Genomic DNA, 24,596 nt, shown 5'->3' with positions numbered 1-24,596 from the left:
ACTCCGCTTTTAAGATCAGTGACCGAGGTAAACTTCGATGACTTTAGGATCGGATTGCACCCGCTCCATGGAACCTTCTGACAGAACCTGGCCCTGATGCAGTACCGTTACCCGGTCGGCGATATCGGCGACAAACTGCATGTCGTGTTCAATAACCAGCACCGAGCGGTCTTTGGTAATACGCTGCAATAATTCGGCGGTCTGTTTGCGTTCCGATACCGACATACCGGCTACAGGTTCATCCAGCATTAACAGCTCCGGGTCCTGAATCAGCAGCATGCCGATTTCCAGCCATTGCTTCTGGCCGTGGCTGAGCAGGTCGGCGTTCATATCGAGCTTGTCACCCAGGAAAATCATGTCGGCAATTTCTTTAACCTTGGCGACTACTTCAGTGTCGCGGCGAAAGGTCAGTGCCCCCCAGACATTACGACCGCGGGGAAAAGACAGTTCGAGGTTTTCGAATACCGTAAGGTCTTCATAAATAGACGGGTTCTGGAATTTACGCCCGACACCGGCATGCACGATCTGGTGTTCATTCAGGCGGGTCAGCTCCGTGCCCTTGAATTTAATTGAGCCTTCAGTGGCTTTTGTACGTCCGCAGATTAGGTCCAGTACCGTGGTTTTACCGGCCCCGTTTGGGCCGATAATGACGCGGATTTCCTGTTCTTCGACATACAGCGATAAATCGTTTACTGCTTTAAAACCGTCGAAAGAAACTGTCAGACCTTCAATACTCAGCACAAATTCTTTTTGCGGAATGGATTTATTGGTTTCCAGCATGGCTGTACTCCTTGTCTGCAGAATTGGTTGTGGTTGCGGTTTTGCCGGCTTCAAGACTGACGACCTGAGACTGGCTGGCAGCCGGTGCGGGTTTTCTGAAACGCTGCAGGCGTGGTTCAACGTAGGTCTGATACAGACCTGCCAGGCCATTAGGGAAAGCCATTACTACGCCGATAAACAGCGCGCCCATGGCAAACAGCCATAACTCGGGGAAAGATTCTGAAAAGCTGGTTTTGGCCCAGTTCACCAGTAAGGTTCCGTAAACCGCACCCAGAATCGACAGGCGGCCACCAACGGCGCAGAAGATAACCATTTCAATGGAAGGCACGATGCCGACAAACGAAGGTGACATAAAGCCAACCTGCAGGGTAAACATGGCTCCGCCAATGGCAGAAAACACAGCGGCAACGCAGTAGATAAAAATCTTAAAGCTGGACACGTCGTAACCGGAAAAACGCACGCGGTCTTCACGTTCACGCATGGCAACCAGTAACCGTCCAAGTTTGCTTTTGATAATGTAGCGTGCAGCAATCAGGCAGCCGATCAGCAGGAACGCATTAATAAAATACAGAATGTATTTGGCGCTGTCGGTGCGGATATCCCAGCCGTGCAGTGTGCGTAAATCGGTAATGCCGTTAACGCCGCCGGTATAGCCCTGCTGACCGATAATTAAAATTGTCAGAATAGCGGCAATGGCCTGAGTAATAATGGCAAAGTACACACCGCTGACCCGGCGCTTAAACATTGCCACGCCAATGATAAATGCGAACAGGGCTGGCACCAGAACAACGGCCAGTAAAGTAAAACCAAAACTGTGGAAAGGTTCCCAGAACCATGGCAAAGCAGTCAGCTGATTCCAGTCCATAAAATCAGGAATTCCCGGTGTTGACTGAATAGCCGTATGCTCAGGTGAAGATGCTTCCAGCTTCAGAAACATCGCCATGCAATAACCACCCAGGCCAAAGAATACACCCTGACCCAGGCTGAGAATGCCGCCATAACCCCAGCATAAAACCAGACCCAGTGCGACAAAGGCGTAGGTTAAATATTTACCTACCAGATTCAGGCGGAAAATATCCATCGCCAGTGGCATAACGACTAACAATATAACGGCGAGAATCAGTAAATGACTGAGCTGATAACGCCCGATAAAATCTTTGATTTTTGTCATAACAAACTCCTAGCGGCGGATTTTCAGAGAGAACAGACCCTGTGGACGCAGCATCAGAATGCCAACCACGGTCAGAAGGGTAAGAACTTTGGCTGTCGAGCCGCTGAGGAAAAATTCCATCGTCGACTGCGCCTGTGAAATGGTAAATGCGGAGGCAACAGTACCAATCAGGCTGGATGCACCACCGAACACAACGACCAGGAATGTATCGACAATATAAAGCTGACCGGAGGTTGGGCCGGTCGAACCGATCATGGTGAAGGCAGAACCGGCGATACCGGCAATACCGCAACCGAGAGCGAAGGTCATGCGATCGACTTTTTCGGTATTAATACCGACTGCGGCGGCCATCGGGCGATTCTGTACGACCGCGCGGGTTTGTTTGCCGAGGCGGGATTTCTGCATCATTAAGGCAACACCAACGGTGATGACAATGGTCAGGCCCATAACGAATAAACCGTTAATCGGAATTTCAATGCTGTCGTTCAGTGCGTAAGAACCCATCAGCCAGTCAGGCAGGGTGACACCGACCTCACGGGCACCAAATACGCTGCGATACAATTGCTGCAAAATCAGGCTCAGACCCCAGGTAGCCAGCAGGGTATCCAGCGGACGCTTATACAGGTGGCGGATAATCGCCCATTCGACCAGGGCGCCAAGGGCCGCGGTGACGATAAAGGCAAATATCATTGCGATAAAAAAGTAACTGCCATAAATGGATGGCAGATATTCGGCAAACAGGGTTGAGGTAAGGTAGGTAACGTAGGCACCGAGAATCATAAATTCGCCGTGCGCCATATTAATAACGCCCATCTGGCCGAAAATAATGGCAAGACCCAGCGCCATCAGTACAAATACAGAAAATAAAATCAGCCCGGCAAACCCCTGCATGGCAAAGATCGAGGTCAGCTCGGTCATGGTGTAATCAGCAAACATAATGAATTCTCCGGTGAATAAAGCGGGTAAGCAGCGGCCCGCAGGCCGCTTAATGTCTTACTTGTAACCGGCTGGGAATGGGTCTGGTTCGATCAGGTCTTTGGTTTCGTACACAATTTTGTACTGACCATCAGCCTGGGCATTACCAATACGGGTTTTTGACCATAAGTGATGGTTTTCATGAACCCGTACATAACCTTCCGGAGCGGTTTTCAGTTCAATGCCCGGAGAGGCCGCACGAACTTTGTCGATATCAAAGGAACCGGCTTTTTCAACGGCGGCTTTCCACAGCCATGGGCCAAGGTAAGCTGCCTGGGTTACGTCACCAATAACGATGTCTTTGCCCCAGCGTTCTTTAAAGGCTTTAACAAAGTTTTTGTTGTTGTCGTTGGTCAGGCTCTGGAAGTATTTCATCGAGGCGTAAGCACCTTCGATGTTTTCACCACCAATACCCAGAATCTCGTCTTCGGTAACGGAGATAGTCAGTACCAGTGGTTTTTCTTTGGTCATATCAATACCGGCGGCTTTCAGCTGCTTATAAAACGCAACGTTGGAACCACCCACAACTGAGGCAAAGATCACGTCCGGTTTTTTCAGCTTGATCTTGTTGATGACCGAGTTGAACTGGGTGTGACCCAGCGGGTAATACTCTTCGCCACTGACTTTCAGGCCGAGTTTGTCGATATGCTTACGCGCGATTTTGTTGGAGGTACGTGGCCAGATGTAATCTGAGCCGAGCAGGAAGAAAGATTTAGCGCCTTTTTCTTTTACTACCCAGTCGATACCGGCAAGAATCTGCTGGGTTGCTTCCTGGCCGGTATAAATAACGTTAGGGGATTGTTCCAGACCTTCATAAAAGGTCGGGTAATACAGCATGCCGTTATACTGTTCGAAAATCGGCAGTACGGCTTTACGTGATGCTGAGGTCCAGCAGCCAAATACTGCCGCGACTTTATCGTTAATCAGCAGTTTCTTTGATTTCTCAGCAAAGGTCGGCCAGTCACTGGCGCCATCTTCCTGAATAAATTCGATTTTACGGCCCAGCACACCGCCCATGGCGTTGATTTGTTCGATGGCCAGCTTTTCTGCCTGCACCGAACCGGTCTCACTGATGGCCATGGTGCCGGTTACTGAGTGCAGAATACCGACCTTTACAGTTTTATCGGTAACGGCCAGACCTGTGCTGTTAGCACTGTCGGCATAAGCTGGCAGGCTGGCATTGGCGAGCATAACGGCTGCAGGTATTGCCAGCAGGTTCTGTAAAAAACGACGGCGGACGCTGCCGTTAAAAGGTTTGGATTTGGAGTGCATAGTCAGGCCTCTTGATGACTGATTGAGTACGTTTTTGAGTTGAACTTAAGCCTGCTCAGAATGCGTCAGTGGGCTTCCTGTAAGAATTCGCCAATTGCTCCAGTCACCTACGTCATTTGACGCATAGCAGTTGGCATGGGATGTGATTAGAGTCCTGAGGCCTGAGAGGAAGAGCCTGCGGGCCGGCACAAGATGGATTTTTCTGCGCTTAAGCAGGTGTTGTGGACAGGATGTCTTTCTATCGGCGTCACCGCGGTGGCGACAGGTCAGCTGACAATAAGCTGAGAGAGGCAGAACAGACTATGTCTGAGCAAGTGGTGTACAAAACCCGGCGCAGTTACAACCGCTGGGTAGCAAACCAGACACTGGAAGATTACGCCCTGCGCTTTACCGCCAAAAAGGCGCGGCGCTGGTCGGCCGCGCGTGTTTCCAATACGGCGCTGGGAGCCATTTCTTTTTTAGCGCTCGAAGCCATCGGTGCGGCAATTACGCTGATGTACGGTTTTAACAGCGCCGTCAGCGCCATTATGGTGGTGTCAGCCATTATTTTTCTGACCGCGATTCCCATCAGTTACTACGCTGCACGCTATGGTGTTGATATTGATCTGCTCAGTCGCGGTGCCGGCTTCGGCTATATCGGATCAACCATTACCTCGCTGATTTATGCCTCGTTTACCTTTATCTTTTTTGCCCTTGAATCAGCCATTATGGCCTCGGCGATGGAGATATTATTCGGCCTGCCCCTGGCCGCAGGTTACCTGCTCAGCGCACTGATTGTGATTCCGCTGGTGACCCATGGCATTACTTTTATCAGCCGCTTTCAGCTCTGGAGTCAGCCGTTGTGGCTGATTCTGCAGTTGCTGCCGTTTATCTTTATTCTCTGGCACGAGTGGTCCGCTGCAGAGCAGTGGATTGCGTTTCCCGGTATTGGCAACCGCACAGAAGATGCACCGGAAAGTGGCGGAAAATTTAATCTGATCTACTTTGGTGCAGCCTCAGCGGTGGTTTTTTCACTGATTGCGCAAATCGGTGAGCAGGTCGATTTTTTACGCTTTCTGCCGGAGCCAGAACCCCGGCATAAACTGCGCTGGTGGCTGGCCCTGATTGGTGGCGGTCCGGGCTGGATTCTGGTGGGAGCACTGAAAATTCTCGCGGGTTCTTTTCTGGCGGTGCTCGCGGTGCAGCATGGTTTATCTGTGCTCGATGCCGCAGACCCAACCCAGATGTACCGTGTAGCTTTTGGTTATATCAGCGATTCGCCTATGGCTGTGCTGGCATTGACCGGTATTTTCGTCATTCTCTGTCAGGTAAAAATTAACGTAACCAATGCTTATGCCGGTTCTATTGCCTGGTCGAATTTCTTTTCGCGCTTAACGCACAGTCATCCGGGCCGGGTGGTCTGGCTGGTGTTTAACGTGATGATTGCACTGCTGTTAATGGTGCTGGGGGTTTATCAGTCGCTGGAACATATTCTGGGTATTTACTCCAATGTTGCCGTGGCCTGGGTGGGGGCTCTGGTCGCCGATCTGATCATTAATAAACCTCTGGGCTTAAGCCCTAAGCATATTGAGTTTAAACGAGCCTATTTATACGACATTAATCCGGTCGGCTTCGGCGCTATGTTGTTGGCATCGCTGATTGGTATCGTCTGTTATGTCGGCGTTTTAGGCGAGCTACCGCAGGCTTTGTCACCTTATCTGGCATTGGCGACGGCTTTTATTACATCGCCTTTATTGGCCATTATTACCCGTGGCCGCTTTTATCTGGCGCGCGATATTATTCCCCTGGCAGAAAAAGCGGCAGAAGAAACAGCAGAGGAAAATTCAGAGACAGCGGCATCTGCTGTGGCCGCCGCACCGCTGCAGTGCGTGGTGTGTGATAACCATTTTGACAGTGAAGATATTGCCAGCTGTCCGGCCTATAAAGGCCATATCTGCTCTTTATGCTGTACGCTGGAATCCCGCTGCCATGATCAGTGCAAAGACAGGTCGCGCTTAAGCGAGCAGATGCAGACCCTGCTGGAAACCCTGTTGCCTGTCTGGCTGGTACAGAAAATGAATCCGCGTCTGATGCAGTTCAGCGGTTTATTGTTATTAATTGCCGGTATTGTCGCGGTGTTGTTCTGGCTGGTGTATGTGCAGGTACCGGCTGCCGATTCCGGTCAGCATCTGGTCGGGGCAACATTAATACAGGTGTACCTGTTATTACTGATTATTGTCGGCGTTTTAATCTGGCTGTTTGTTCTGGCCAACGAAAGCCGCCAGTTTGCTCTGGACGAGTCGGTGCGGCAGACAGAGTTATTAACCCGCGAGATCGCTGCCCACGAAGCAACCGATCGGGCATTGCAGCAGGCCAAAGAACTGGCTGAGGCTGCGAATCAGGCCAAGAGCCGTTATCTTGGTGGAATCAGTCATGAATTACGCAGCCCGCTGAATTCTATTCTGGGGTATGCACAGCTGCTGGAAAAAGACAGTCAGCTACTGCCGGGTCAGCGTAATAAAATCAGCCTTATCCGTCGCAGTGGTGATCATCTGGCGGATCTGATTGAAGGCTTATTGGATATTTCCAGAATTGAAGCTGGGCGTCTGGAAATCCGCCGCGATGAAGTCGCCATCGGCCATTTATTACAGGAACTGGTGGATATGTTCCGCCTGCAGGCAGAAAGCAAAGGTGTGGAGTTTATTTATCTGTCCTGTGCTCATTTACCGGAAATGGTCGCCACCGATGAAAAACACCTGCGCCAGATTCTGATTAATCTGCTATCCAATGCGGTTAAATTTACTCAGCAGGGCTCGGTGACACTGGCGGTGCGTTATCGCAGTCAGGTTGCCGAATTTACCATCATTGATACCGGTGTCGGGATTGAAGAAGCTGAGTGCCAACGCATATTTCAGCCCTTTGAGCGCATCCGCAAACCCGGCTTGCCGCAAATGCCGGGGACGGGCCTTGGGCTGACCATCAGTCAGTTATTGGCCGATATTATGGGGGGAGAAATTACTCTCAGCAGCGAGCCGGGTAAGGGCAGTGTGTTCCGCCTGTCGATGATGCTTTCCAGCCTTGCCAGATCCTCTAAACGATCATCACCGGCCCGGCAAATCAGTGGCTTAAAAGGTGCGCAAAAAACAGTCATGGTGGTTGATGATGATGCTTCTCATCGTGGCCTTATCAGCGAGATATTAATGCCGCTCGGTTTTGTGGTGCTGGAAGCGCCGGATGGCTTTTCCTGCCTGCAGTCATTTGCCGGTGCCGGGGTGGATGTTTTTCTGCTGGATATTTCCATGCCGGGAATGACCGGTTGGGAATTATTGCGGCAATTGCGCAGCCGTGGTGTTAAAGCGCCGGTTATTATGGTGTCAGCGGATGCCGAAGATCGCCAATCGGCAGCGAATCAGGGCGGTGCCATCCCGGCGTCCGGACAATTAAACGATGCCTACCTGATTAAACCCATCCGTGATCAGGCGCTGCTGGATAAAATTGCCACCGTGCTGGAACTGGAATGGTATTACCACAGTGAAACGACCAGCGGCGAGCGTTTTATAGCCGCCACGAGCGACAGCCTTAACTGGCAGAATATTCCGCCAGCAGAGGCGCGTGAACTTAAGGCAATGGCCGAGATCGGTTATGTCGGCGGAATAGAGCTGGTATTACAGCGTATGGCCAGTGCAGGCGCCGATGAGCGTTGTATTAATCAGTTGCGTGAATATGTGCGTAACTATCAGTTTGCATCCGTTATTTCCATCAGCCAGAAGGTACTTGCCAATGATCCGGGCTGAAAGCAAAGGGCTGGTATTAATCGCCGATGATACCGCCGAATCGTTAACCATGCTGAATGAGGCATTAAGCACTGCCGGTTACACCGTATTGGTGGCGATGGATGGCATACAGGCACTGAATATTGCCGAACGAATGGCACCGGATTTAATTCTGCTGGATGCCATTATGCCGAATATGGATGGCTTTGAAGCCTGTAAAGCGTTAAAGGACAACGTCGATTTGCAGGATATTCCCGTTATTTTTATGACAGGTCTGAGTGACAGCGAACATGTTATCCGCGGATTGGAATGTGGCGGTGTGGATTACCTTACCAAGCCGGTAAGGCTGAATGAGTTACTCGCCCGTGCGCAGGTACATATTAATAATGCCCGTAAAACCCAGAGTGCCCGCGGCGCATTAAATGAATTGGCACAGCCGGCATTTTCCTGCTCACTGCATGGCGAAATACTGTGGTCTACCAACCGTGCGCAGGAATTACTGGCGGCACTGAATTACAACGGTGATGCCTTAGCGCAGGCATTGCAGCAGCAGGCAATTGGCTGGCTGAGTCGCGCGCCACAAAAACACAGCCAGTTTAAATTACAGCTGGGTGAACAGACGCTGACCTTACGCTTGCTGGGGCAGCCTTATCCGGGAGAATTTTTACTGCGCCTGATGGAGGAGGATGATACCTTGCTGTGTCAGGACTTACGTCAGCAGTTTGGCCTTACCGAGCGTGAATCAGAAGTACTTTTGTGGCTGGCGCGGGGAAAAAGCAATCAGGATATTGGCCAGATTCTGACCATGAGCCCGCGTACGGTGAATAAACATCTGGAGCAGGTATTCCGTAAGCTGGGAGTAGAAAACCGCACCTCGGCGGCAGCAGTCAGCCTTGGCGTACTGGCGGTTAACCATTAGCAGGCTGTTGATTTCCTATCTGCGTTGCCACTGCAGTGTTAAAAACCGACTCAAAATGCTCATTTACGACCTGTAAACTGCGCTTTTTCGCCGGTTTTTGCCTTGCATTGACTGCCTCGAAAACGAAAATCAACGGCCTGTTAGAGCGTGAATTAACAGGCCCTGAGTTGTTACCAGGCTTCGAGCTCGGCCAGCATAAATTCCAGTACGTCATGCACGCGTTTTTTTCCGGCATTCTGACGTAACAGCACCATGGCATGTACCTGGCTGGCGAGAAAACGTGAGGCGGTCAGCGGGTCACGCGGGCGGCTGAGCTCGTTATTATCAATTGCCTGCTGCAGGGCTTTCTTCAGGCTTTCTTCCTGGCGACGCAGGCCGTTTTTAATCAGGTTCAGACTTTCTTCATGTAATTGTCCCGCATTCAGGCTGGCGTTCAGCAGCATACAACCGGCGCTGGCCTGATCGTGCTGCAGCTGCTGCTGTATCAGGCGGAAGTAAGCAATTATGGCGGTTTTTCCCTGCTGTTCCTGCAGTGGCCGCAGCATACGGTTAAAAATATTATCGGTATAGAGCACCAGTGCCTGATGGAAAAAATCCTGTTTATTGCCAAAGGTCTGATACAGGCTGTAGCGGTTAACCCCGAGTTTCTGCACCAGATTTTCCATCGATAGCTGGCGGAATCCTTCGCGCCAGAACAGCAGCATGGCCTGATGCAGTACCTGAGCGGGATCGAATGACTTGGTTCTGGCCATTGAATTACCTGTATGTTCTGAAGATTGCCGGCAGGATCAGGCAGCTAAGCGAATTCTTTCTTGACTGATCATTCTGATATTGGCTAGTGTAATCCAGAATGGTCATTCTGAAAATAAAAGAGTCTGATCCGCTAACCCGTCAATCAAGGAATCCGTATGAAACTGTACAGCGCCAATATGGCACCCAATCCGCGTCGCAGCCGTATGGCTCTGGCAGAAAAGGGTATTACCGGTGTCGAGGTGATTAATATCGATCTTGCCGGAGGCGAGAACCTCAAGCCTGAATTCCGCGAGCGTAACCGTCTGGCGAAAGTACCGGTACTGGAGCTTGATGACGGCACCTGTATTGCTGAAACCGCAGCCATATACCGTTATCTGGAAGAAATTCAGCCGGAACCGAATCTGATGGGGCGCGATGCCAAAGAGAAAGCGCTGATTGAGATGTGGGATCGCCGCCTCGACAACGCCTTATTAATGCCGATTGGCCATTGCTTCCAGCATACGACCGGCTTTTTCAAAGACCGTATGACACCGGTTGCCGCCTGGGGCGAAGAAGCCGGTAAGCTGGCGGCTGCGTTCTTACCCATTCTGGAACAGCAGCTGCAAAAGCATGAATTTGTGGCGGGTGATCACTTCTCTGTGGCAGACATCACGGCTCTTTGCTCGCTGGAGTTCGGTAAGGTGATTCAGTTGCGTATTACCGAAGATTTTCCGGCTATTCAGCGCTGGCACGCGCAAATGAAAGCGCGTCCGTCCTATACTGCATAACAGTCTCAGTCCGCCGGGCAGCCGCCTGGCGGATTACCATTGCGCAGGGAGGTTGTTATGAATACCGATCTTAATATTTGTCTGGTGGTGGCCAGCCATCGTGCCAATTCACAAAGTCGCCGTATTGCCGATTATATGAATCAGCATTTTCTGGCCGGTAAGGCGAGTCTGATCGACCTGTATCAGAGTAAGCTGCCACTCTGGGATGGCGAGCCATTGGCCGCAGGCAGTACAGAAGAGCAGGACGTGGCTCAGGTAAAAGCCCGTGCTGCAGCCGCCGATGCTTTTGTATTTATCGTGCCCGAATGGCACGGCATGGTGCCGGCAGGACTGAAAAATTTTCTGCTCTGGTGCGGGATGAAAGAACTGGCGCATAAACCGGTATTACTGGTTGGTGTATCGGCTTCGGCCGGTGGCGCTTTTGTGATTGCCGAGTTACGCCACAGCGGCTATAAAAACTCGCGCCTGTTATATCTGCCTGAGCATCTGCTGCTGCGTGATGTGAATGACCTCTGGATGGGCCAGGAAGGGCGTATGAGTGATGTTTATCTGGAAAAGCGCACCCGTTACGCGCTGGACTTACTGATGACCTACACCGAAGCCCTGAAACCGGTACGCGACAGATTGTGTGCAGGACTGGCGGACTTTTCTAACGGTATGTCGTAACACATACAGGCCGACTGCCCGCTGACAACGTGCGGACTAGAGTTCACGGACGGACTAGAGCGCACGGACTAAAGAGCGCGGATATACTGCTCTAAGTTGTCCAGCAGCTGGCCCTGTTCCTCCGGGCGCCACTGCAGACGGATATGCCACTCCTGTTCGCCGTCGAACGACACGAAAAATGACATGCCGTCGTCGTACGGCAGAAATGAATAACCCAGAAATACCCAGCTTTCCCCAACGGCGTGCAGATGCTGATCGTAATCGGAAAATTCCTGAATAACCTCATAACGCTCACCGGCGCGCAGAAAATTATGATTATCACCGCAGTTTGCTGCTTTATGGCCGGTCCAGGTACCGGCAGGTTTCGGGCCGAAGGTCATGGGTAAAAAGACTCGTGTTGAGGCTCTATGATGGCCTTGTTAACTTTTTATCCGGTAAATCGTTCATTAGTCTGTGGATCATACAATCGACACCCGAACTCTTTACCTATGTCTATGAATACGTTCATCCACTCTCCGGGCTGACCATAACAATCAATTCTGACATGTTGCGCGCTTGAAGAAGCTTGAAAAGAATTCTCTTCACCTTCCCAATTTAGAACCCCGTTAGCTTCTTCAGTACCTGGAAATTCTTGAATGATTCTCTTATAGAAGCCAGTAACATCAATCTGGGATAGGCCATCAAAAGGAACTCCCTCTGACAGGCTGCGATAAACATCCACAGGTGCGGCTTTAAAACCTGCCGGTTCATTCCAGAAATTTAAGTCGTAGCTCATCATTTTCTCGTAAATTTAACGTTTCAATAACCGGCGCAGCTTTGCTGCATCCGGTGCCGTAGGCGCGAAGTTGATTGACTTGTTAAAAGGTAGAGTCAACGGCCTGCTCCTTATACTTTACTACAAACTCTTTTGCCTCCTTGAGCGACGCTGGGTATGCGACATGATAAAAGCCACCATCTTCCCTTTGTTCGTAGACTGATTGGAACAGGAAACCATGCTCCACTAAAAATCTAACTTTCTCCCACTGAGCCTTATCAGTGGCTTTGGGCGCAGAAAATTTTTGACCCACCTCAATTAGAACCCCACCGCACTCAGGACACTTTCTTAATTCCGGCGCTTGCGGTTTTTTAAAGCTCTTGCAGCATTCAAAGCACAAGTTTGGAAAGAGGTAGCTTTGTATATGTTTCTCCTTTGGAAAGTTACTATGATGCTTGAACTTACTCATTTCCGTGGGTGCCTTTTAACGCCCAAAGCAGCGGCGCGCGTTAGCGCGTCCAGCCCGCAGGGCGATGCTGCCTTTGCTTGTTATGTGTTTACTCACAGTTCTCTAGCCCACATATTGGTGTGCCATTATCATTGTGTTTGCCGACCAGACTAATACACTTAAATGTTTCACCACCGTCAGTAGACACTTTAACTTCGAGATCTTGGTTTTCGAATGTTTGCAGCTCTTTAATTAGCTGCTTGATTGTCTTTCCACGAGTAACCCACTCAGGGTTTTCATTTACTTTATCGTTCACTGTACTCACTTATTAGACTGACACATAACGCCAACAGCAAGCGCGCCGTTTTTTGGCGTCGCCTTGGCTGTTTTTGTTATGTTTATTTACTTGTAAGTGACCACAATCCATATGGATTATAGAAAAAGTCATCGCTTTCATATCGATTACAGTCAATGCCATTAATTGTATAAACCATTGATTCATTGTCTTTACTAAACGTTTGCCCGTTCTTGATATTAGGTTCAGCCCGATCTACGACTAGGTACAATAGGAACATATCCAAATCATCAATTGCGGAATCGCAGTTGTTTATTTCAACATCTTTCATTCCGATTAAATGCATTCCAACGGAATAGAGTTTACTATCGTCAGAAATTGGTAATCGTACCCATGCTCGGTATAGGGAACTTAATTGGTTTTCAGGTTCTTTTGAGCGCTCTGAAAGCTCCAGCCACCGTAACTTCCCATGCGCTATACCTGAACTCTCTCCTTTGACAGCTAGTGCCCCCAATTTAAATGCCTCCGCAACAAATGACAGCATTTTTTGTGATATATCTACCGCATCTTGTTTATGCATTCTCGGAGAAAGGACGTAGTTTACAGCTGTATGCTTGTATATAGATTCCTGATCTTCAAGTACAAAGGACGGTATTAAGCACTCCATAGAGGCCGCAAAAGCTGTACTCATTCCTTCTTGGAAATTACCATGAGAATATTCCTCGTCATATTCAAACCCCGGGTATTCCTTGCACAGATTTCTAATGACATCCTGATCATTGTTCAGGATACAAACAACATGCCTTGGCTGTATTTCCATAGTTATTCGCTATCTCCTAAAACATAACGCCTCAATAACCGGCGCAGCTTTGCTGCGTCCGGCGCCGTAGGCGCGAAGTTGATTGATTTGTTAGGCTTTTCACTGCTACAAAGGCCATACTTTTCTCGTCTTTAGAAAACTATCGTCGACAGTGTAACTATAAAAATATTCATTCAGGCCAAAAAAACCATCTATGCCATGTGTATAGCAAGCGACATGAGAAAGTTCAGACAGAACAGTTGAAAGCCACCTAGAGATAGCCAAAGAATGATACCTACCCCACTTTTGCACGATTTCATTCTGGCCGGTACGTATAGAGGCAGACTCAACGTCCTGCATGGTATGCCCACTTTCATTCGTATGTATTACCATCGTAAATGGTGAAATCATCGAATCTATTAATTTTGCTCTACTTTCAACTCGCCTTTGCGCAGCCTTTCCGTAATAGTGCTTTTCTAATATGCACTCAGCTACCTCGCCCCACCACTTATTTATTGGTTCATCTGCAGTTAAATTAGGATTGTCTAGTGAAGCAAAATTTGCATACCTACCTCGTCTAGCGTCAGCAAATGAATCTAAGCACTCAAGAATTTTTTGTGGAATTTCTTGTGTAGGACGAGAATAGCGAAGCGATAGCTGCATCCTTTCGGAAATACTCTCAACCTCATTGGCTAGGTCAATTAACTTATGACCAAATTTCCTAACCACTTTCTCATCAGGCATCTTCCCGCTATTTTCGATAGCATAATGCGCAACCAGTATTAGCTTTGAAAGTCTTTCTAACCCAACCGATAGGCCAAAAAAAGCCGTGTAATATTCGCCCATCTTATCTGCATAATTTGCCCTGCCTATAGCCGTTGCACCAGAGCCAATTAAATGCCTAACTAATGACGCTTCTCGGCCAAGAGCGTGCCATTCAGGTACATCCCATGGATTTTTTCTACTCACTTTTTAGCTTCCCTTTAACCATGAGTTGTGAATTTAATGGAGCCTAACAGTTTCTTAGTAGGCATGCTCATTAACACACCTAAGCCTTTATTCAGATTTCCAGCCTAACCCATTGTCCGGGCTGTAAAAATCATCGTTATTTTCTTTCTTGTCAGGATATAAACGCGCATGCGCGCTTTTACCCTGAAGTGTTCTTTACATTTTGCGCGTTATCACTTTTTGTAGAATCCTAAGTGATTGATTTTCTTACATTCTTCCTAGGCCGAAAGTGTCAATCCGCGCATGCGTGTTTTGCTACCGGAGCGTAAACGCGCATCAGATTCTGTAAACAGTAAAATATACTGGTTGTTTGTGGCATTATTTTCTCTGGTCATTTTCAGTGCTTTTCCGGCCGTGAAAATCACTCAAGTCTGCTTGTATTCCAGACACGCTGCCGCCCATCCTTATATACGCAGGGCAGGAATCGCGTGGCTTTATCATTCGGGATTGTTAGCGGGGAGGGCGGTTGTTTGGACGGTGTGTTCGTACGATATGGCGGCATCCCTGCTGTGGTTTGAGAGTACTGAAGTTTTAGGATGGGTTCAATAATTGATAGAAATAGTCACAACTGGCTTCCGCTATCCGGAACGGTCTGGCCGGGGGCAGGGTATAGGTATAGGTGAGGGATGCCGGAGGGATAAGATGGCAACGGTTAGCAAGGCTTTTTAGTGTCTGGAATTGTAGTGGCCTGGCATTGTAATAGGCTGGAATGGTAGTGGTTTAGCATTTCAGCTGGTCACGTACCCGCATCAGGGCAAAACCCAGCAAATTCTGGCCCTGCCAGTTATGTGGCTCAGAGGCTGCCGGATCGTCGGCCGTCAGGCCAATTCCCCATATCGAATCCACAGGGCTGGCCTCTACCAGAATACTGTCCCCGGTATTGAGCAGAAATTCCTTCAGCTCCGGGTTTTGCGAAAATTTAGCAAAGTTAGCTGATACCACGATTTCAAAGCGGTGTTGTAGCCATTTATCCTCGTCGAAGCCAGGTATGCCACGTCCCGCTTTTTTTGCTTCGTTCGGTGTCTTGCTGGCAAGCACTACTTTCAGCGCACTGTTATCGCTGAAAAGCTCAGCCTTTTTGGCCATCATATAGTGTTCTGCCGTCAGGTATGTCTGCTGTTCATCGACAAATGGTGACTCGTACCACTGACTGAAACAGGATTTTGAGACACCTGTTTTGGGCTTTTGGTGGCCCCAAAAGAAAACATAGGTCACAGGGTTACCGTGACCGATATGGTCAATGAGTTCTTCCCTGCTCTGAATCGTCAATTTGGTACCACACTTCAGTTTTTATTAAAAATCGCTGTTAAGCTGTTTATGAGAACCGTCCAGCCATAACCTTATATCCTGTATAACGTCGTCAACCCTGCTGCTTCCGTCGGGCATATTAAATGAATGATCAAGGTTGTTATACATCTTAAATTCAATATTGGGCTGGTCTTTAGCGAGTTCTGCTGCTTGCTCCTGAGCCAGACGTACGGAAACATTTTTATCCAGCCCCGACTGAATGAGTAACAGTGGAGTTTCTACTCTGGAAAGTATTGCCCTTTGGTCAATTTCAAACATGTTTCGCCACCACTGGTAACCATGCCCGCTCATACTAAGCTCAAAGGGTTCGCTGTTGAGGATATGTTTATAAAAGCCGGTAAAGCCATTTTCGGCTTCCTGGTATGCCTCAGCGGATGGTGACTGGGATTTTATATTGTGCAGAACATCGTCTATAAATCTTGGGGCACCACCGTTGAGTGATACGGTGGCATTAATGTAACTCAATTCTGACGCGAGCAGGTTGGCTACGACAGCACCTTCACTCCCTCCGAGCAGGACGATTCTTTTATATTTTCTTTCTTTTCGTAAGGTGCTTAACACCTGGGTGTAGTCTTTCACCCTCTGCTTTGGTGAGTCATTTTTGATATAGGCCACAGGGCAGTCATCCCCTTCAGAAGTGTTGCTCCAGGGGAATTCGGCGGTAATGCCATATTTCTCAACCGTTAAAATACTGGCTTGCGGCACTACATCCGGGAACTCGCTGTTAATCCGCTTATTGTGGCGGACGCTGTTGCAATCGGAACCCTGTATTAATACCAGCAGTGTCTTCTCCGGATTATCCTGAGTAAGCAGATAGTAGGTGATGTTTGTACCATCGCTTCTGGCTATTTTAAATGATTCCGCAGCAGGTAAGCTTCGGGAGTACAGCGCCTGAGAGATGAGCAGTACGAACAGCGTTAAGGCTTTAATGTTCATGCGATCATGAAGGCAGAGTAAACAAACAGCCAGAGAATCTGGAATCCGTAACTCAGCCGCTGGTGAGTGCCCGGGTTGGTTCTTTCTTTAAAGGATACGCTCAGCCGGTATGAAAAATAAAAGCAGCCGAGCAAGCAGATAAATGAAAAGACCCGGATGGCTGTCGGGTAGGTATCTGAAAATACAGCAATTGCCGGGGCAACAATAAACGAAATCAGCATAACCATTCCCGACCATGAATGAATCTGGCAAGGCATGGTCGGGGTCGTTGTATATGGATCTGCATCCATAGGAAAAAGGCCACAAATCCACGTACTTAATCCATGAATGACAACCATAATGCCGATAGCAACGGTTGCTGTGCTCTCGGCGTGGGTGCTGATCAGGTAATATCCAAACAGGATAAATAAGAGGCCTAAAGGGTAATTGTTAATAAGTGGTGAGAGTTTCTGGGTTGGACTGCCAGCAGCACCCAGCTCGCTGCAAAATTGCCTGGAATGGCTGTAGTTCGGATAGAACAATGAGGCAATAATAACGCCTGCTACGATCCAGATGGAAGCAATGATTCCCGTGTAAGAAATAACGCTAAGCACGTTTAAATTCCCTCTGACAGTTGGTCATTTAATGCCGGGCCGGTTTCATCGCACAAACAGTCAGTCGCCCCTTTTACACCATTATCAGGCGTGTTTATCGCTGCCCATATTGTCTGTTGTTGAGTGGGTAGTCAATGCGTGGGAGGAGAGGCTGGGCTGGATTGAACCTGCGGGGTGCTTGCAGGTATGCCGGTTCTGCGTTTCTTTATCCGGATTATGGATAGGTTCCGTTACCAGAGAACCGTGTCTGGCCGAAGAGCGGCACTCTCTGCATCAATCTGTGTCGCCAATCTGTTAGAATCCGGCGACTGAACTCCAGAGGCCCGTGCCCGCTTTGACCAACAGTAACTTACCTCCCAATACGCCCCCCAGCCATGCGCTTGCTGTGTCTTCTGCACAGGAACAGCAAACGGCGCAGGTAAGCCGGGCACCGCAGCAGGCGCAGCTGACACCGCAGCAGGCACAGGTGATTGCGCATCAGCAGGGTCATGCCAAGGTGGTGGCGGTGGCGGGTGCGGGTAAAACCACGACGCTGACGCACTTTATTGCTGCCCGTCTGAGCGAGGGCGTAAGCCCACGGCGTCTGCTGGTGCTGATGTATAACCGCGCCGCACGGGAGGATTTTGAGGCCAAATTAGGTCGCTTATTGCCTCGTCAGGCGTTGCCGGAAGTACGTACCTTTCATTCGTTGGGGCTGCGTATTTATCAGCGCTTAATTGCTCAGGGTGTCTTGCCGCCGTTTCAGGGTAAACCGTTATCCGATGGCGAAATGGAGCCCATTGTCTGGCGTTTACTGCAGCAGCTGGCGGATGACGATACCCGTCAGGAAATTCTGTCACAGCGGAAAAAATGGGTCGAACCGGCACTGGCCTTTATTGATCTGGTGAAATCCGGTCTGCAGCCGCCGGCTGAGGTGTTTGCCGCGCTGGAACTGCCCGACAGCTGCAAAATTTTTATCGACCTGTTTGATCTGTTTGAAGACTGGCGCCGTCAGCAACGGCGCATCAGTTATGCCGATATGCTTCACGATCCGGTAATGGCCTTTATTTATCAGCCGGAAATCGCCGCACAGTTTGGCGGTCATATGCAGTGGATTCTGGTCGATGAATATCAGGATATTAATGCCATTCAGCAGCATCTGCTGGAAGTGCTGTACGGTGGCCGCGGTTCGGTGATGGTAATCGGTGATCCGGATCAGACGATTTATGAATTCCGTGGTTCGAAGCCGGAATTTATTGTGCAGAAATTTGATCAGCAGATGCAGCAGGTCAGCACTTACCAATTGCCGCACACCTTTCGCTATGGTCATGCGCTGTCGCTGCTGGCCAATCATCTGATTACCCATAATAAAGAGCGTGAGCCGGTGCTGTGCCTGTCGCATCCGTCCACGCCGCAGACGAAAGCCAGACTGCATTTTGCCCGTTATGAACCAGCGCTGATTTTAACCCTGATTAAAAGCGAGGCAGAAAAGCAGCCGCTGGAAAATATCGCCGTTATTAACCGCTTATGGGCGCTATGTGCGCCGATTGAGCTGGGGCTTCTGCAGGCCGGTATACCTTATCAGCTGCATAATTCACAGTCGGTACTGGATCGCTGGGAATTGCAGATTTTCTGGATATTGCTGGAAATATCGGCCGGGCGTTTTGCTGCGCGTAATACCGAACAGCGTACCGATGCCTGGCTGCAGTTACTGACCACACCATACCCGAAGATTAAACGCTCAACGCTGGAGCAGATTGCACGCACGATGGCGCAGGCCGATGCCGACTTTGGTGAGGCGCTGCAGGCGGCGGTGCCGGACGATATGAGTAAATGGCAGCGTCAGCAGCTGGATGCCCGTGCTGAAGTGCTGGCCAGTGCTGAACATGTGGCGATGCCGGCGCACCGGTTATTACAGCAGTATATTGATCAGTCGGGTCTGGAAGACGGCATTGCCGACAGTGCTTTCTCGGCGCAGCAGATTGAAGACCGGCTGCAAACCATTAAAGCCTTTGTTCATTTTATGCGTGAGTCGGAACAGAACAGCCGCAACGCGCTGGATTATCTGCAGCAATTAAAGGCGCAGCGTCTGCAGCAAAGCCGTGAGAAAAAAGGCGGTGTGCATTTAACCTCGATACATAAGAGCAAAGGTCTGGAGTGGCCGGTGGTGATTATTCCCGGTTTAAATGCCCACTATTATCCTTATACCCCCGAAGGTGAATTCACCACGCCAGCCAGCGAAGAAAGTGAGCGGCGTCTGCTCTATGTGGCGATGACCCGCGCCAAACAGCAACTGCACTTAATTGCGCCAGATCCGTTTAAAGATCAGAAACGTGGTGGCGGGCAAACTTCCGCCCGCGACTGGAGCAGCCGCTTTCAGCAGGAGCTGATGGTTGAACGCAGCGTTGATATTGCCCGCGCTATTGAAACGAAATCGGACTCTGTTGCGTTAAAAATACCCCATGGCAGCCCCGCATCCTGGTTGCAGGATTATTGCCGCCAGCTGGATATTAACCTGACGTTTACCCTGGATACTTCTGCGCCTGCATCGGCAGAACGTACACCGCGGCGGGCGGCACCGGGTTATCCCAAAGCGCCGGCGGATTATATTATCGAACGTAAATATTCGGCCGCAGAAGAACAGCGCCGTATCCGCCATGACACACTCGGGGCAGGGGTCGTGCTGGCGGAAGATGAGCGTTATATTAAAATCCGTTTCGATGGCGAAGCTCAGGCGCGTACGCTGGATAAAAAAACTGCCAGTGCTTTTATGGAAAATGAATAACCGGCCTGATCGGTTTATAGCCCTTGAAACAGGCCGACAAGCTGCAGGAGAAAAGAGACATGAAGTCATTGCTGCGCATTATGCTGACCACGCTGTTTGTTACCTTTATAGCAGCGCTGGCGCTGGAACTGTTCTGGCTGAACAGCACGCCTGAGCAGCGTCAGCACTGGCTGAGTTTAAGTCCGCAGCCACTGGACATTAAGCCCAACGGCTGGCTGTTACCGCAATTATTCAATGCACATACAGCGGCTTCTGTGACGACGGGGCCGGGTGTCGCTTCTGAGCGCGCTCCGGGCCGTTATGAGTCTTGGTCTGATACTGCCCCAGCGGCTTCCTCATCCAGCGCCGCGCCGGCCAAAAGTCTGGCGGACAGCATGCCCACAGGTTACCGCAATCATGGTGGCGCGGAATGTGTGCGTCCACCGACACAGGATATCCGTGATGTTGAACGCGGTGCGGTCTATCGCTGGACCGATAGCGAAGGCAAGGTTCACTTTGGTGATCGGCCACAACAGAACGGCGCGGAAGATCTCAGTAAAAAATACGCCGCGGCGACTCAGGGTGTGCGTCTGGTGATGGAATACCCGGGCTGGGCCGGTGACGCCCAGCTCGAATTTCAGCTGCGCCGTGAAGCCGATTTACTCTACCGGGTATTAACGCGCTTTATTCCGCAGAAAGCCTGGCGTCAGATCAACCTGAATCTGGTGCTGTTTGCCAGTCAGAGCGCCTTTGATGAATTCCGCCAGCAGCAGGGGGCAAACAGTGGCTGGATGGCGTATTACAGTGGCGGCCATAATCAGGCATATCTTGCCCGCCAGCAGCGTGACGAATGGACACTGCGTATTGCCCGCCATGAAATGACCCACGCGATGATGACCGGCATGCTGGGCACAACACCGATCTGGCTCAGCGAAGGGATGGCACAATATCTTGAAGGTCTGCAGTGGCAGATGAATGCCGGCCAGATAAAAGCCGATGCCGCAGGTTTTAACCGGCTGAGCGCCCAGGGACTGACCGGTTTCAGCGAGCTGGCCGGGCGCAGCCATGCTGAGTTTAACGGCATGGCGCAGGATGAGAATTACGCCCGTGCGGCAGCGATGGTGTTTTTTCTGATTGACCATGACGATGGTAAGCGCTGGTTGCGGCAGACTCTGGGCCATTATGCGCAGCATCCCTGTGCACCTTTTATACCGTCACAATTCTTTAATCAGGCCTACCCCGGTGGGCTGGCGGCGGTAAACGGGCGCTACGCCCGCTGGTTACAGGACGGGCATTTCACCACGCACTATTACTGATGACAGGATTGGGTGCGCGGCAGGGGGTGGTACTCAGATAGCCAGTTGTTATACTGAGCGCTTTCGTAGAGATCGGTCGTACAGGTTTATCCGGGTCGCCTTTGCGTAACGCCACAACGCCTTGTTCAGACAGGGCGGTTATATTTCAGTCCGGTGATGCCGGGCCCAACAAGGACAACACCTTATGACCATTGCACAACACAAAATCGTAACCATTCACTACAAAGTTGTTGATGTTGCCAGCGGCGAAGTTATCGATTCATCTGAAGGTGGTCAGCCAATGACTTACCTGCATGGCGCACAGAATATTATTCCGGGTCTGGAACAGGCTCTGGAAGGCAAGCAGGTTGGTGATGAATTTGAAGTCACTGTTGCTCCTGCCGATGCGTACGGCGAGTACAGCGAAGAGCGCGTACAGCAGGTACCAATGGAAGCGTTCGAAGGCGTCGAAAAAGTTGAGCCTGGTATGGCCTTTACCGCTCAGACTGAACACGGCCCGATCAACCTGATCGTGACCGAAGTTGATGAAGCCATCGTTACTGTTGATGCCAACCACCCTCTGGCCGGTAAGTCTCTGAGCTTCAGCGTTAAAGTTGAATCTATCCGTGACGCCAGCGAAGAAGAACTGGCTCATGGCCATGTTCACGGTGAAGGCGGTCATCACCACTGAGTATTTGCCCAAGGGTAAAATACTTAATAAAAAGCCGGCTTATCGCCGGCTTTTTTTATGCATTTTTAATTTATTTTTGCGGATATTTATTTCTGCTTAAAAAATAACGGCTGGTTATTGTCCGCTGGCTTTTTTCAGATCCAGTGGTTCGGCAATATCCACTTCAACGACGGTACCGGCTTTTACATCGGCCAGTGCGCTGACTTCATCAAGGGCATCGCCCCAGATATTACAGGCATTGGACAGGCGGATTTCACCGTGGCGGGAAATAGGTGTTGGCCCGAAACCAATGACAATGCTGCTGCCATCGGCCCAGAAGGCAATATCGCCGGGTTGCACGATATTCACCGCATTATCTTCATAGCTTACCCGTACCGGGCAGTCGAAAATAACTTCCTGCCCCCAGGTTTGTACCGTGGCGGTAAAAGGCACTGCCTTAAGAATGGCCTGAGCAGTTGGGGTGCGGCGCAGTGCAATACGGATTTCGTGGTTTTCAAAACGCATAGCCAGTAACGTCATAAGAAATTCCCCCGTCGTGTCAGTAAAGACAACGGCATAAATGCATCCGCCGGCATCGTGCCGGCGGTGCAGTTCCGTTGCATTGGATTACCTTCAGACTAGCAGAGCGGTTTTTTTGCCGCGCTGCTTTTCTTGGTTCTCAGGCGACGGCCCGGCTGTCAATGATTGCCTTGTTAATAGTAAACAGGATGGCATTAAGGCTGGCCGAGAGGGTGTCACCATCCTGAGCGACCGCGGTATAACGGCTGCCGCGGATGCTGGCCTGCACAAAGGCCATGGCGGTGGCATCGGAACCTTCACTGATGGCCTGCTCGTCAAACTGGACAATCTGCACGTCCACGCCGGTGGCTTTGTGCATGGCGTCAGCAAAGGCGCTGATGGCACCGTTGCCATGACCATGAATCAGCATTAACTGGCTGCCGTCATTAATAGACGCTTGCACATGATACTGGCTGCCCTGTTTGTCGATCTGGTAACCGGCCAGCGAGTAGCGACCATCGCTGTTCATAAACTCTGTGCGGAATACGCTCAGAATTTGTTCCGGGCTGAGTTCGCCTTCCTGCATTTCGGCGCGGCGCTGAATCGGCTGCGCCAGTTCGATCTGCATCCAGCGTGGCAATGTGGCGCCGATCTGTTGCTCGAGCAGATAAGCAGCACCGCCTTTACCCGACTGGCTGTTGACGCGGATCACCGACTGGTAATTGCGGCCAAGGTCGCGCGGGTCGATTGGCAGATAAGCCACATCCCATGGCTCGTCGTCCTGTTGCTTGCTCAGACACTTGCGGATGGCATCCTGATGGCTGCCGGAGAAGGCGGTATACACCAGCTCGCCGAGCCACGGATGGCGCGGATGAGTCTTGATGTTGGTACAGGCTTCTACGGTGGCGATGATGTCATCGGCCATGCTGATATCCAGCTCAGGATCAACGCCCTGGCTGTACAGGTTCATCGCCATGGTCACGATGTCCATATTGCCGGTGCGCTCGCCATTGCCGAGCAGGGTGCCTTCGATACGGTCGGCACCGGCGAGCATCGCCAGCTCGGCGGCGGCTACTCCACAACCACGATCATTGTGGGTATGAATGCTGATGATCAGGCTGTCGCGTTTGTTCACATGGTCGCAGAACCATTCAATCTGGTCGGCGAACACGTTGGGCATGCTGCTTTCGACGGTGGCCGGTAAATTGATGATGGCTTTTTTCTCTGCAGTCGGTTGCCATACATCGATCACGGCGTTACAGACTTCAACGGCAAAATCGACTTCGGTGGTTGAGAAGCTTTCCGGTGAATACTGGAATACCCACTCGGTCTGCGGATGGCGTTTGGCTTCGCTGGCAACTTTACGCGCACCGTTCACGGCGATGTCGATAATGCCCTGTTTGTCGAGATTAAAGACACGCTGACGCTGTACCGGTGAGGTGGAGTTATACACATGCACCACCGCGCGGCGTACGCCGGCAAGGGCTTCGTAGGTGCGTTCGATTAATTCATCACGCGCCTGCACCAATACCTGAATGGTAACGTCTTCCGGAATCTGGTTGGCTTCGATCAGCCAGCGTACAAAGTCGAAATCCGGCTGTGAGGCGGCAGGAAAACCAACTTCAATCTCTTTGAAGCCCATGTTGACCAACAACGCCCACATCTGCTGTTTCTGCGCAACGGACATGGGCTCGATCAGCGCCTGGTTACCATCACGCAGATCAACTGAACACCACAGCGGCGCGGTGGTCAGAGTCTGGTCCGGCCAGCGGCGATCGGTTTTGGCGATAACGGTTGCAGGGCGGTACTTACGATGGTTAAAGCGGGCGGTGGTCGGGGTATTCATATCCGGTCCTTGCTCAGATTTTATAAAAACTGGTCATTGATTGCGTGTTTTAAGCCTTTTGAGCTTGTTCGTGTTTCCTTTCTGACTGTCTTTGCTCAGACCTTGTGAGTCCTCTCTGGCCCTGGCCACTTTTGGTGGCTGGGCGGACGCGGTGTCTTGTGAACAGCGCGTTCAGATGCCTTCCGGTAAGGAAGAGATCTGGTTAACAGTATGTGCACAGTATATGCGGCATGCTGGCATTTATGATTGCAAAGTTGCTATTGATAACCCTTAATTTTGATACAATATTGCGCGATGTTTATTGTCTTTGGCGATTTGTGCCAATGT

Annotated in this window: 22 protein-coding genes; 7 read left to right on the top strand and 15 right to left on the bottom strand. The window is 50.5% G+C overall.

Going from position 1 to position 24,596, the window contains the following annotated elements; translation table 11 throughout:
- Positions 1 to 15: 15 nt before the first annotated feature.
- From urtD to urtA, 4 genes are read right to left on the bottom strand one after another with little or no spacing between them, the layout of a single operon-like run.
- The gene (gene urtD, locus MT343_RS14265) at positions 16 to 780 is read right to left on the bottom strand and encodes an urea ABC transporter ATP-binding protein UrtD (protein ID WP_145465978.1); all 765 of its coding nucleotides are present in this window, start codon (positions 778 to 780) and stop codon (positions 16 to 18) included.
- Positions 764 to 1,951: an urea ABC transporter permease subunit UrtC gene (urtC, locus tag MT343_RS14260; RefSeq protein WP_145465977.1), complete on the bottom strand. Its 1,188-nt coding sequence runs from the start codon at positions 1,949 to 1,951 to the stop codon at positions 764 to 766. Before urtC ends, urtD begins: the two co-directional genes overlap by 17 nt.
- Before the next feature lie 9 nt (positions 1,952 to 1,960).
- Positions 1,961 to 2,887, bottom strand: a complete 927-nt coding sequence (gene urtB, locus MT343_RS14255) for an urea ABC transporter permease subunit UrtB (protein ID WP_145465976.1) — start codon at positions 2,885 to 2,887, stop codon at positions 1,961 to 1,963.
- Positions 2,888 to 2,944: 57 nt separating this feature from the next.
- Positions 2,945 to 4,198 carry an urea ABC transporter substrate-binding protein gene (gene urtA, locus MT343_RS14250; RefSeq protein ID WP_145465975.1) on the bottom strand — a complete coding sequence of 418 codons (1,254 nt, stop codon included), beginning with the start codon at positions 4,196 to 4,198 and terminating at the stop codon, positions 2,945 to 2,947.
- Between the two features lie 302 nt (positions 4,199 to 4,500).
- Here urtA and MT343_RS14245 point away from each other — a divergent pair, with 302 nt between their 5' ends.
- Both MT343_RS14245 and MT343_RS14240 read left to right on the top strand, forming a co-directional pair.
- Entirely contained in the window at positions 4,501 to 7,971 is a 3,471-nt protein-coding gene (locus MT343_RS14245) for an ATP-binding protein (RefSeq protein ID WP_145465974.1), read from the top strand.
- Entirely contained in the window at positions 7,958 to 8,869 is a 912-nt protein-coding gene (locus MT343_RS14240; RefSeq protein WP_145465973.1) for a response regulator transcription factor, read from the top strand. Before MT343_RS14245 ends, MT343_RS14240 begins: the two co-directional genes overlap by 14 nt.
- Before the next feature lie 170 nt (positions 8,870 to 9,039).
- On the opposite strand, the gene MT343_RS14235 is transcribed toward MT343_RS14240, so the two are convergent.
- Positions 9,040 to 9,621, bottom strand: a complete 582-nt coding sequence (locus tag MT343_RS14235; protein ID WP_145465972.1) for a TetR/AcrR family transcriptional regulator — start codon at positions 9,619 to 9,621, stop codon at positions 9,040 to 9,042.
- A 156-nt stretch (positions 9,622 to 9,777) separates the two neighbouring features.
- Between MT343_RS14235 and MT343_RS14230 the strand changes: the two genes are divergently transcribed.
- Both MT343_RS14230 and MT343_RS14225 read left to right on the top strand, forming a co-directional pair.
- Complete coding sequence (locus MT343_RS14230) at positions 9,778 to 10,389, top strand: glutathione S-transferase family protein (protein WP_145465971.1); 612 nt, start codon at positions 9,778 to 9,780, stop codon at positions 10,387 to 10,389.
- A gap of 57 nt (positions 10,390 to 10,446) precedes the next feature.
- Positions 10,447 to 11,055 carry an NADPH-dependent FMN reductase gene (locus MT343_RS14225; protein WP_145465970.1) on the top strand — a complete coding sequence of 203 codons (609 nt, stop codon included), beginning with the start codon at positions 10,447 to 10,449 and terminating at the stop codon, positions 11,053 to 11,055.
- Positions 11,056 to 11,123: 68 nt separating this feature from the next.
- On the opposite strand, the gene MT343_RS14220 is transcribed toward MT343_RS14225, so the two are convergent.
- The 8 genes from MT343_RS14220 to MT343_RS14185 form a co-directional block, all read right to left on the bottom strand.
- Positions 11,124 to 11,435 carry a DUF3601 domain-containing protein gene (locus tag MT343_RS14220; RefSeq protein WP_145465969.1) on the bottom strand — a complete coding sequence of 104 codons (312 nt, stop codon included), beginning with the start codon at positions 11,433 to 11,435 and terminating at the stop codon, positions 11,124 to 11,126.
- A 47-nt stretch (positions 11,436 to 11,482) separates the two neighbouring features.
- The gene (locus tag MT343_RS14215; RefSeq protein ID WP_145465968.1) at positions 11,483 to 11,833 is read right to left on the bottom strand and encodes a hypothetical protein; all 351 of its coding nucleotides are present in this window, start codon (positions 11,831 to 11,833) and stop codon (positions 11,483 to 11,485) included.
- A 79-nt stretch (positions 11,834 to 11,912) separates the two neighbouring features.
- Positions 11,913 to 12,278 (bottom strand): hypothetical protein, encoded by a 366-nt coding sequence (locus tag MT343_RS14210; protein ID WP_243989406.1) that lies wholly within the window; start codon positions 12,276 to 12,278, stop codon positions 11,913 to 11,915.
- Between the two features lie 377 nt (positions 12,279 to 12,655).
- Positions 12,656 to 13,372 carry a hypothetical protein gene (locus tag MT343_RS14205; protein WP_145465966.1) on the bottom strand — a complete coding sequence of 239 codons (717 nt, stop codon included), beginning with the start codon at positions 13,370 to 13,372 and terminating at the stop codon, positions 12,656 to 12,658.
- A gap of 105 nt (positions 13,373 to 13,477) precedes the next feature.
- A complete protein-coding gene (locus tag MT343_RS14200) occupies positions 13,478 to 14,320 on the bottom strand; it encodes a hypothetical protein (protein ID WP_145465965.1) in 843 nt (280 codons plus the stop codon).
- A 759-nt stretch (positions 14,321 to 15,079) separates the two neighbouring features.
- Positions 15,080 to 15,628, bottom strand: coding sequence for an NADAR family protein (locus tag MT343_RS14195; protein ID WP_145465964.1), 549 nt, complete (start codon positions 15,626 to 15,628; stop codon positions 15,080 to 15,082).
- Positions 15,629 to 15,652: 24 nt separating this feature from the next.
- Positions 15,653 to 16,603 carry an alpha/beta hydrolase family protein gene (locus MT343_RS14190; RefSeq protein WP_145465963.1) on the bottom strand — a complete coding sequence of 317 codons (951 nt, stop codon included), beginning with the start codon at positions 16,601 to 16,603 and terminating at the stop codon, positions 15,653 to 15,655.
- Positions 16,600 to 17,196 (bottom strand): DUF998 domain-containing protein, encoded by a 597-nt coding sequence (locus MT343_RS14185; protein ID WP_145465962.1) that lies wholly within the window; start codon positions 17,194 to 17,196, stop codon positions 16,600 to 16,602. The genes MT343_RS14190 and MT343_RS14185 overlap by 4 nt, the downstream gene beginning before the upstream one ends.
- Before the next feature lie 385 nt (positions 17,197 to 17,581).
- Between MT343_RS14185 and MT343_RS14180 the strand changes: the two genes are divergently transcribed.
- The 3 genes from MT343_RS14180 to MT343_RS14170 all read left to right on the top strand — a co-directional run bounded on the left by MT343_RS14180 (position 17,582) and on the right by MT343_RS14170 (position 21,925).
- Positions 17,582 to 19,960: an ATP-dependent helicase gene (locus MT343_RS14180; RefSeq protein ID WP_186435735.1), complete on the top strand. Its 2,379-nt coding sequence runs from the start codon at positions 17,582 to 17,584 to the stop codon at positions 19,958 to 19,960.
- Between the two features lie 59 nt (positions 19,961 to 20,019).
- Positions 20,020 to 21,255 carry a DUF4124 domain-containing protein gene (locus MT343_RS14175; RefSeq protein ID WP_145465960.1) on the top strand — a complete coding sequence of 412 codons (1,236 nt, stop codon included), beginning with the start codon at positions 20,020 to 20,022 and terminating at the stop codon, positions 21,253 to 21,255.
- A 184-nt stretch (positions 21,256 to 21,439) separates the two neighbouring features.
- Positions 21,440 to 21,925, top strand: a complete 486-nt coding sequence (locus MT343_RS14170) for an FKBP-type peptidyl-prolyl cis-trans isomerase (protein WP_145465959.1) — start codon at positions 21,440 to 21,442, stop codon at positions 21,923 to 21,925.
- 114 nt (positions 21,926 to 22,039) lie between these two features.
- On the opposite strand, the gene MT343_RS14165 is transcribed toward MT343_RS14170, so the two are convergent.
- Positions 22,040 to 22,444 (bottom strand): cyclophilin-like fold protein, encoded by a 405-nt coding sequence (locus MT343_RS14165; RefSeq protein WP_145465958.1) that lies wholly within the window; start codon positions 22,442 to 22,444, stop codon positions 22,040 to 22,042.
- 139 nt (positions 22,445 to 22,583) lie between these two features.
- Positions 22,584 to 24,269: a 2-isopropylmalate synthase gene (gene leuA, locus MT343_RS14160; protein ID WP_145465957.1), complete on the bottom strand. Its 1,686-nt coding sequence runs from the start codon at positions 24,267 to 24,269 to the stop codon at positions 22,584 to 22,586.
- Between the last annotated feature and the right edge of the window lie 327 nt (positions 24,270 to 24,596).

The organism is Venatorbacter sp. C2-1 (assembly GCF_022832715.1).
GTDB classification, from domain to species: Bacteria; Pseudomonadota; Gammaproteobacteria; order Pseudomonadales; family Oceanobacteraceae; genus Venatoribacter; species Venatoribacter alkanivorans.
Note: the sequence above shows the minus strand (reverse complement) of the source record. Positions and strands in the feature narration are given on the sequence as shown.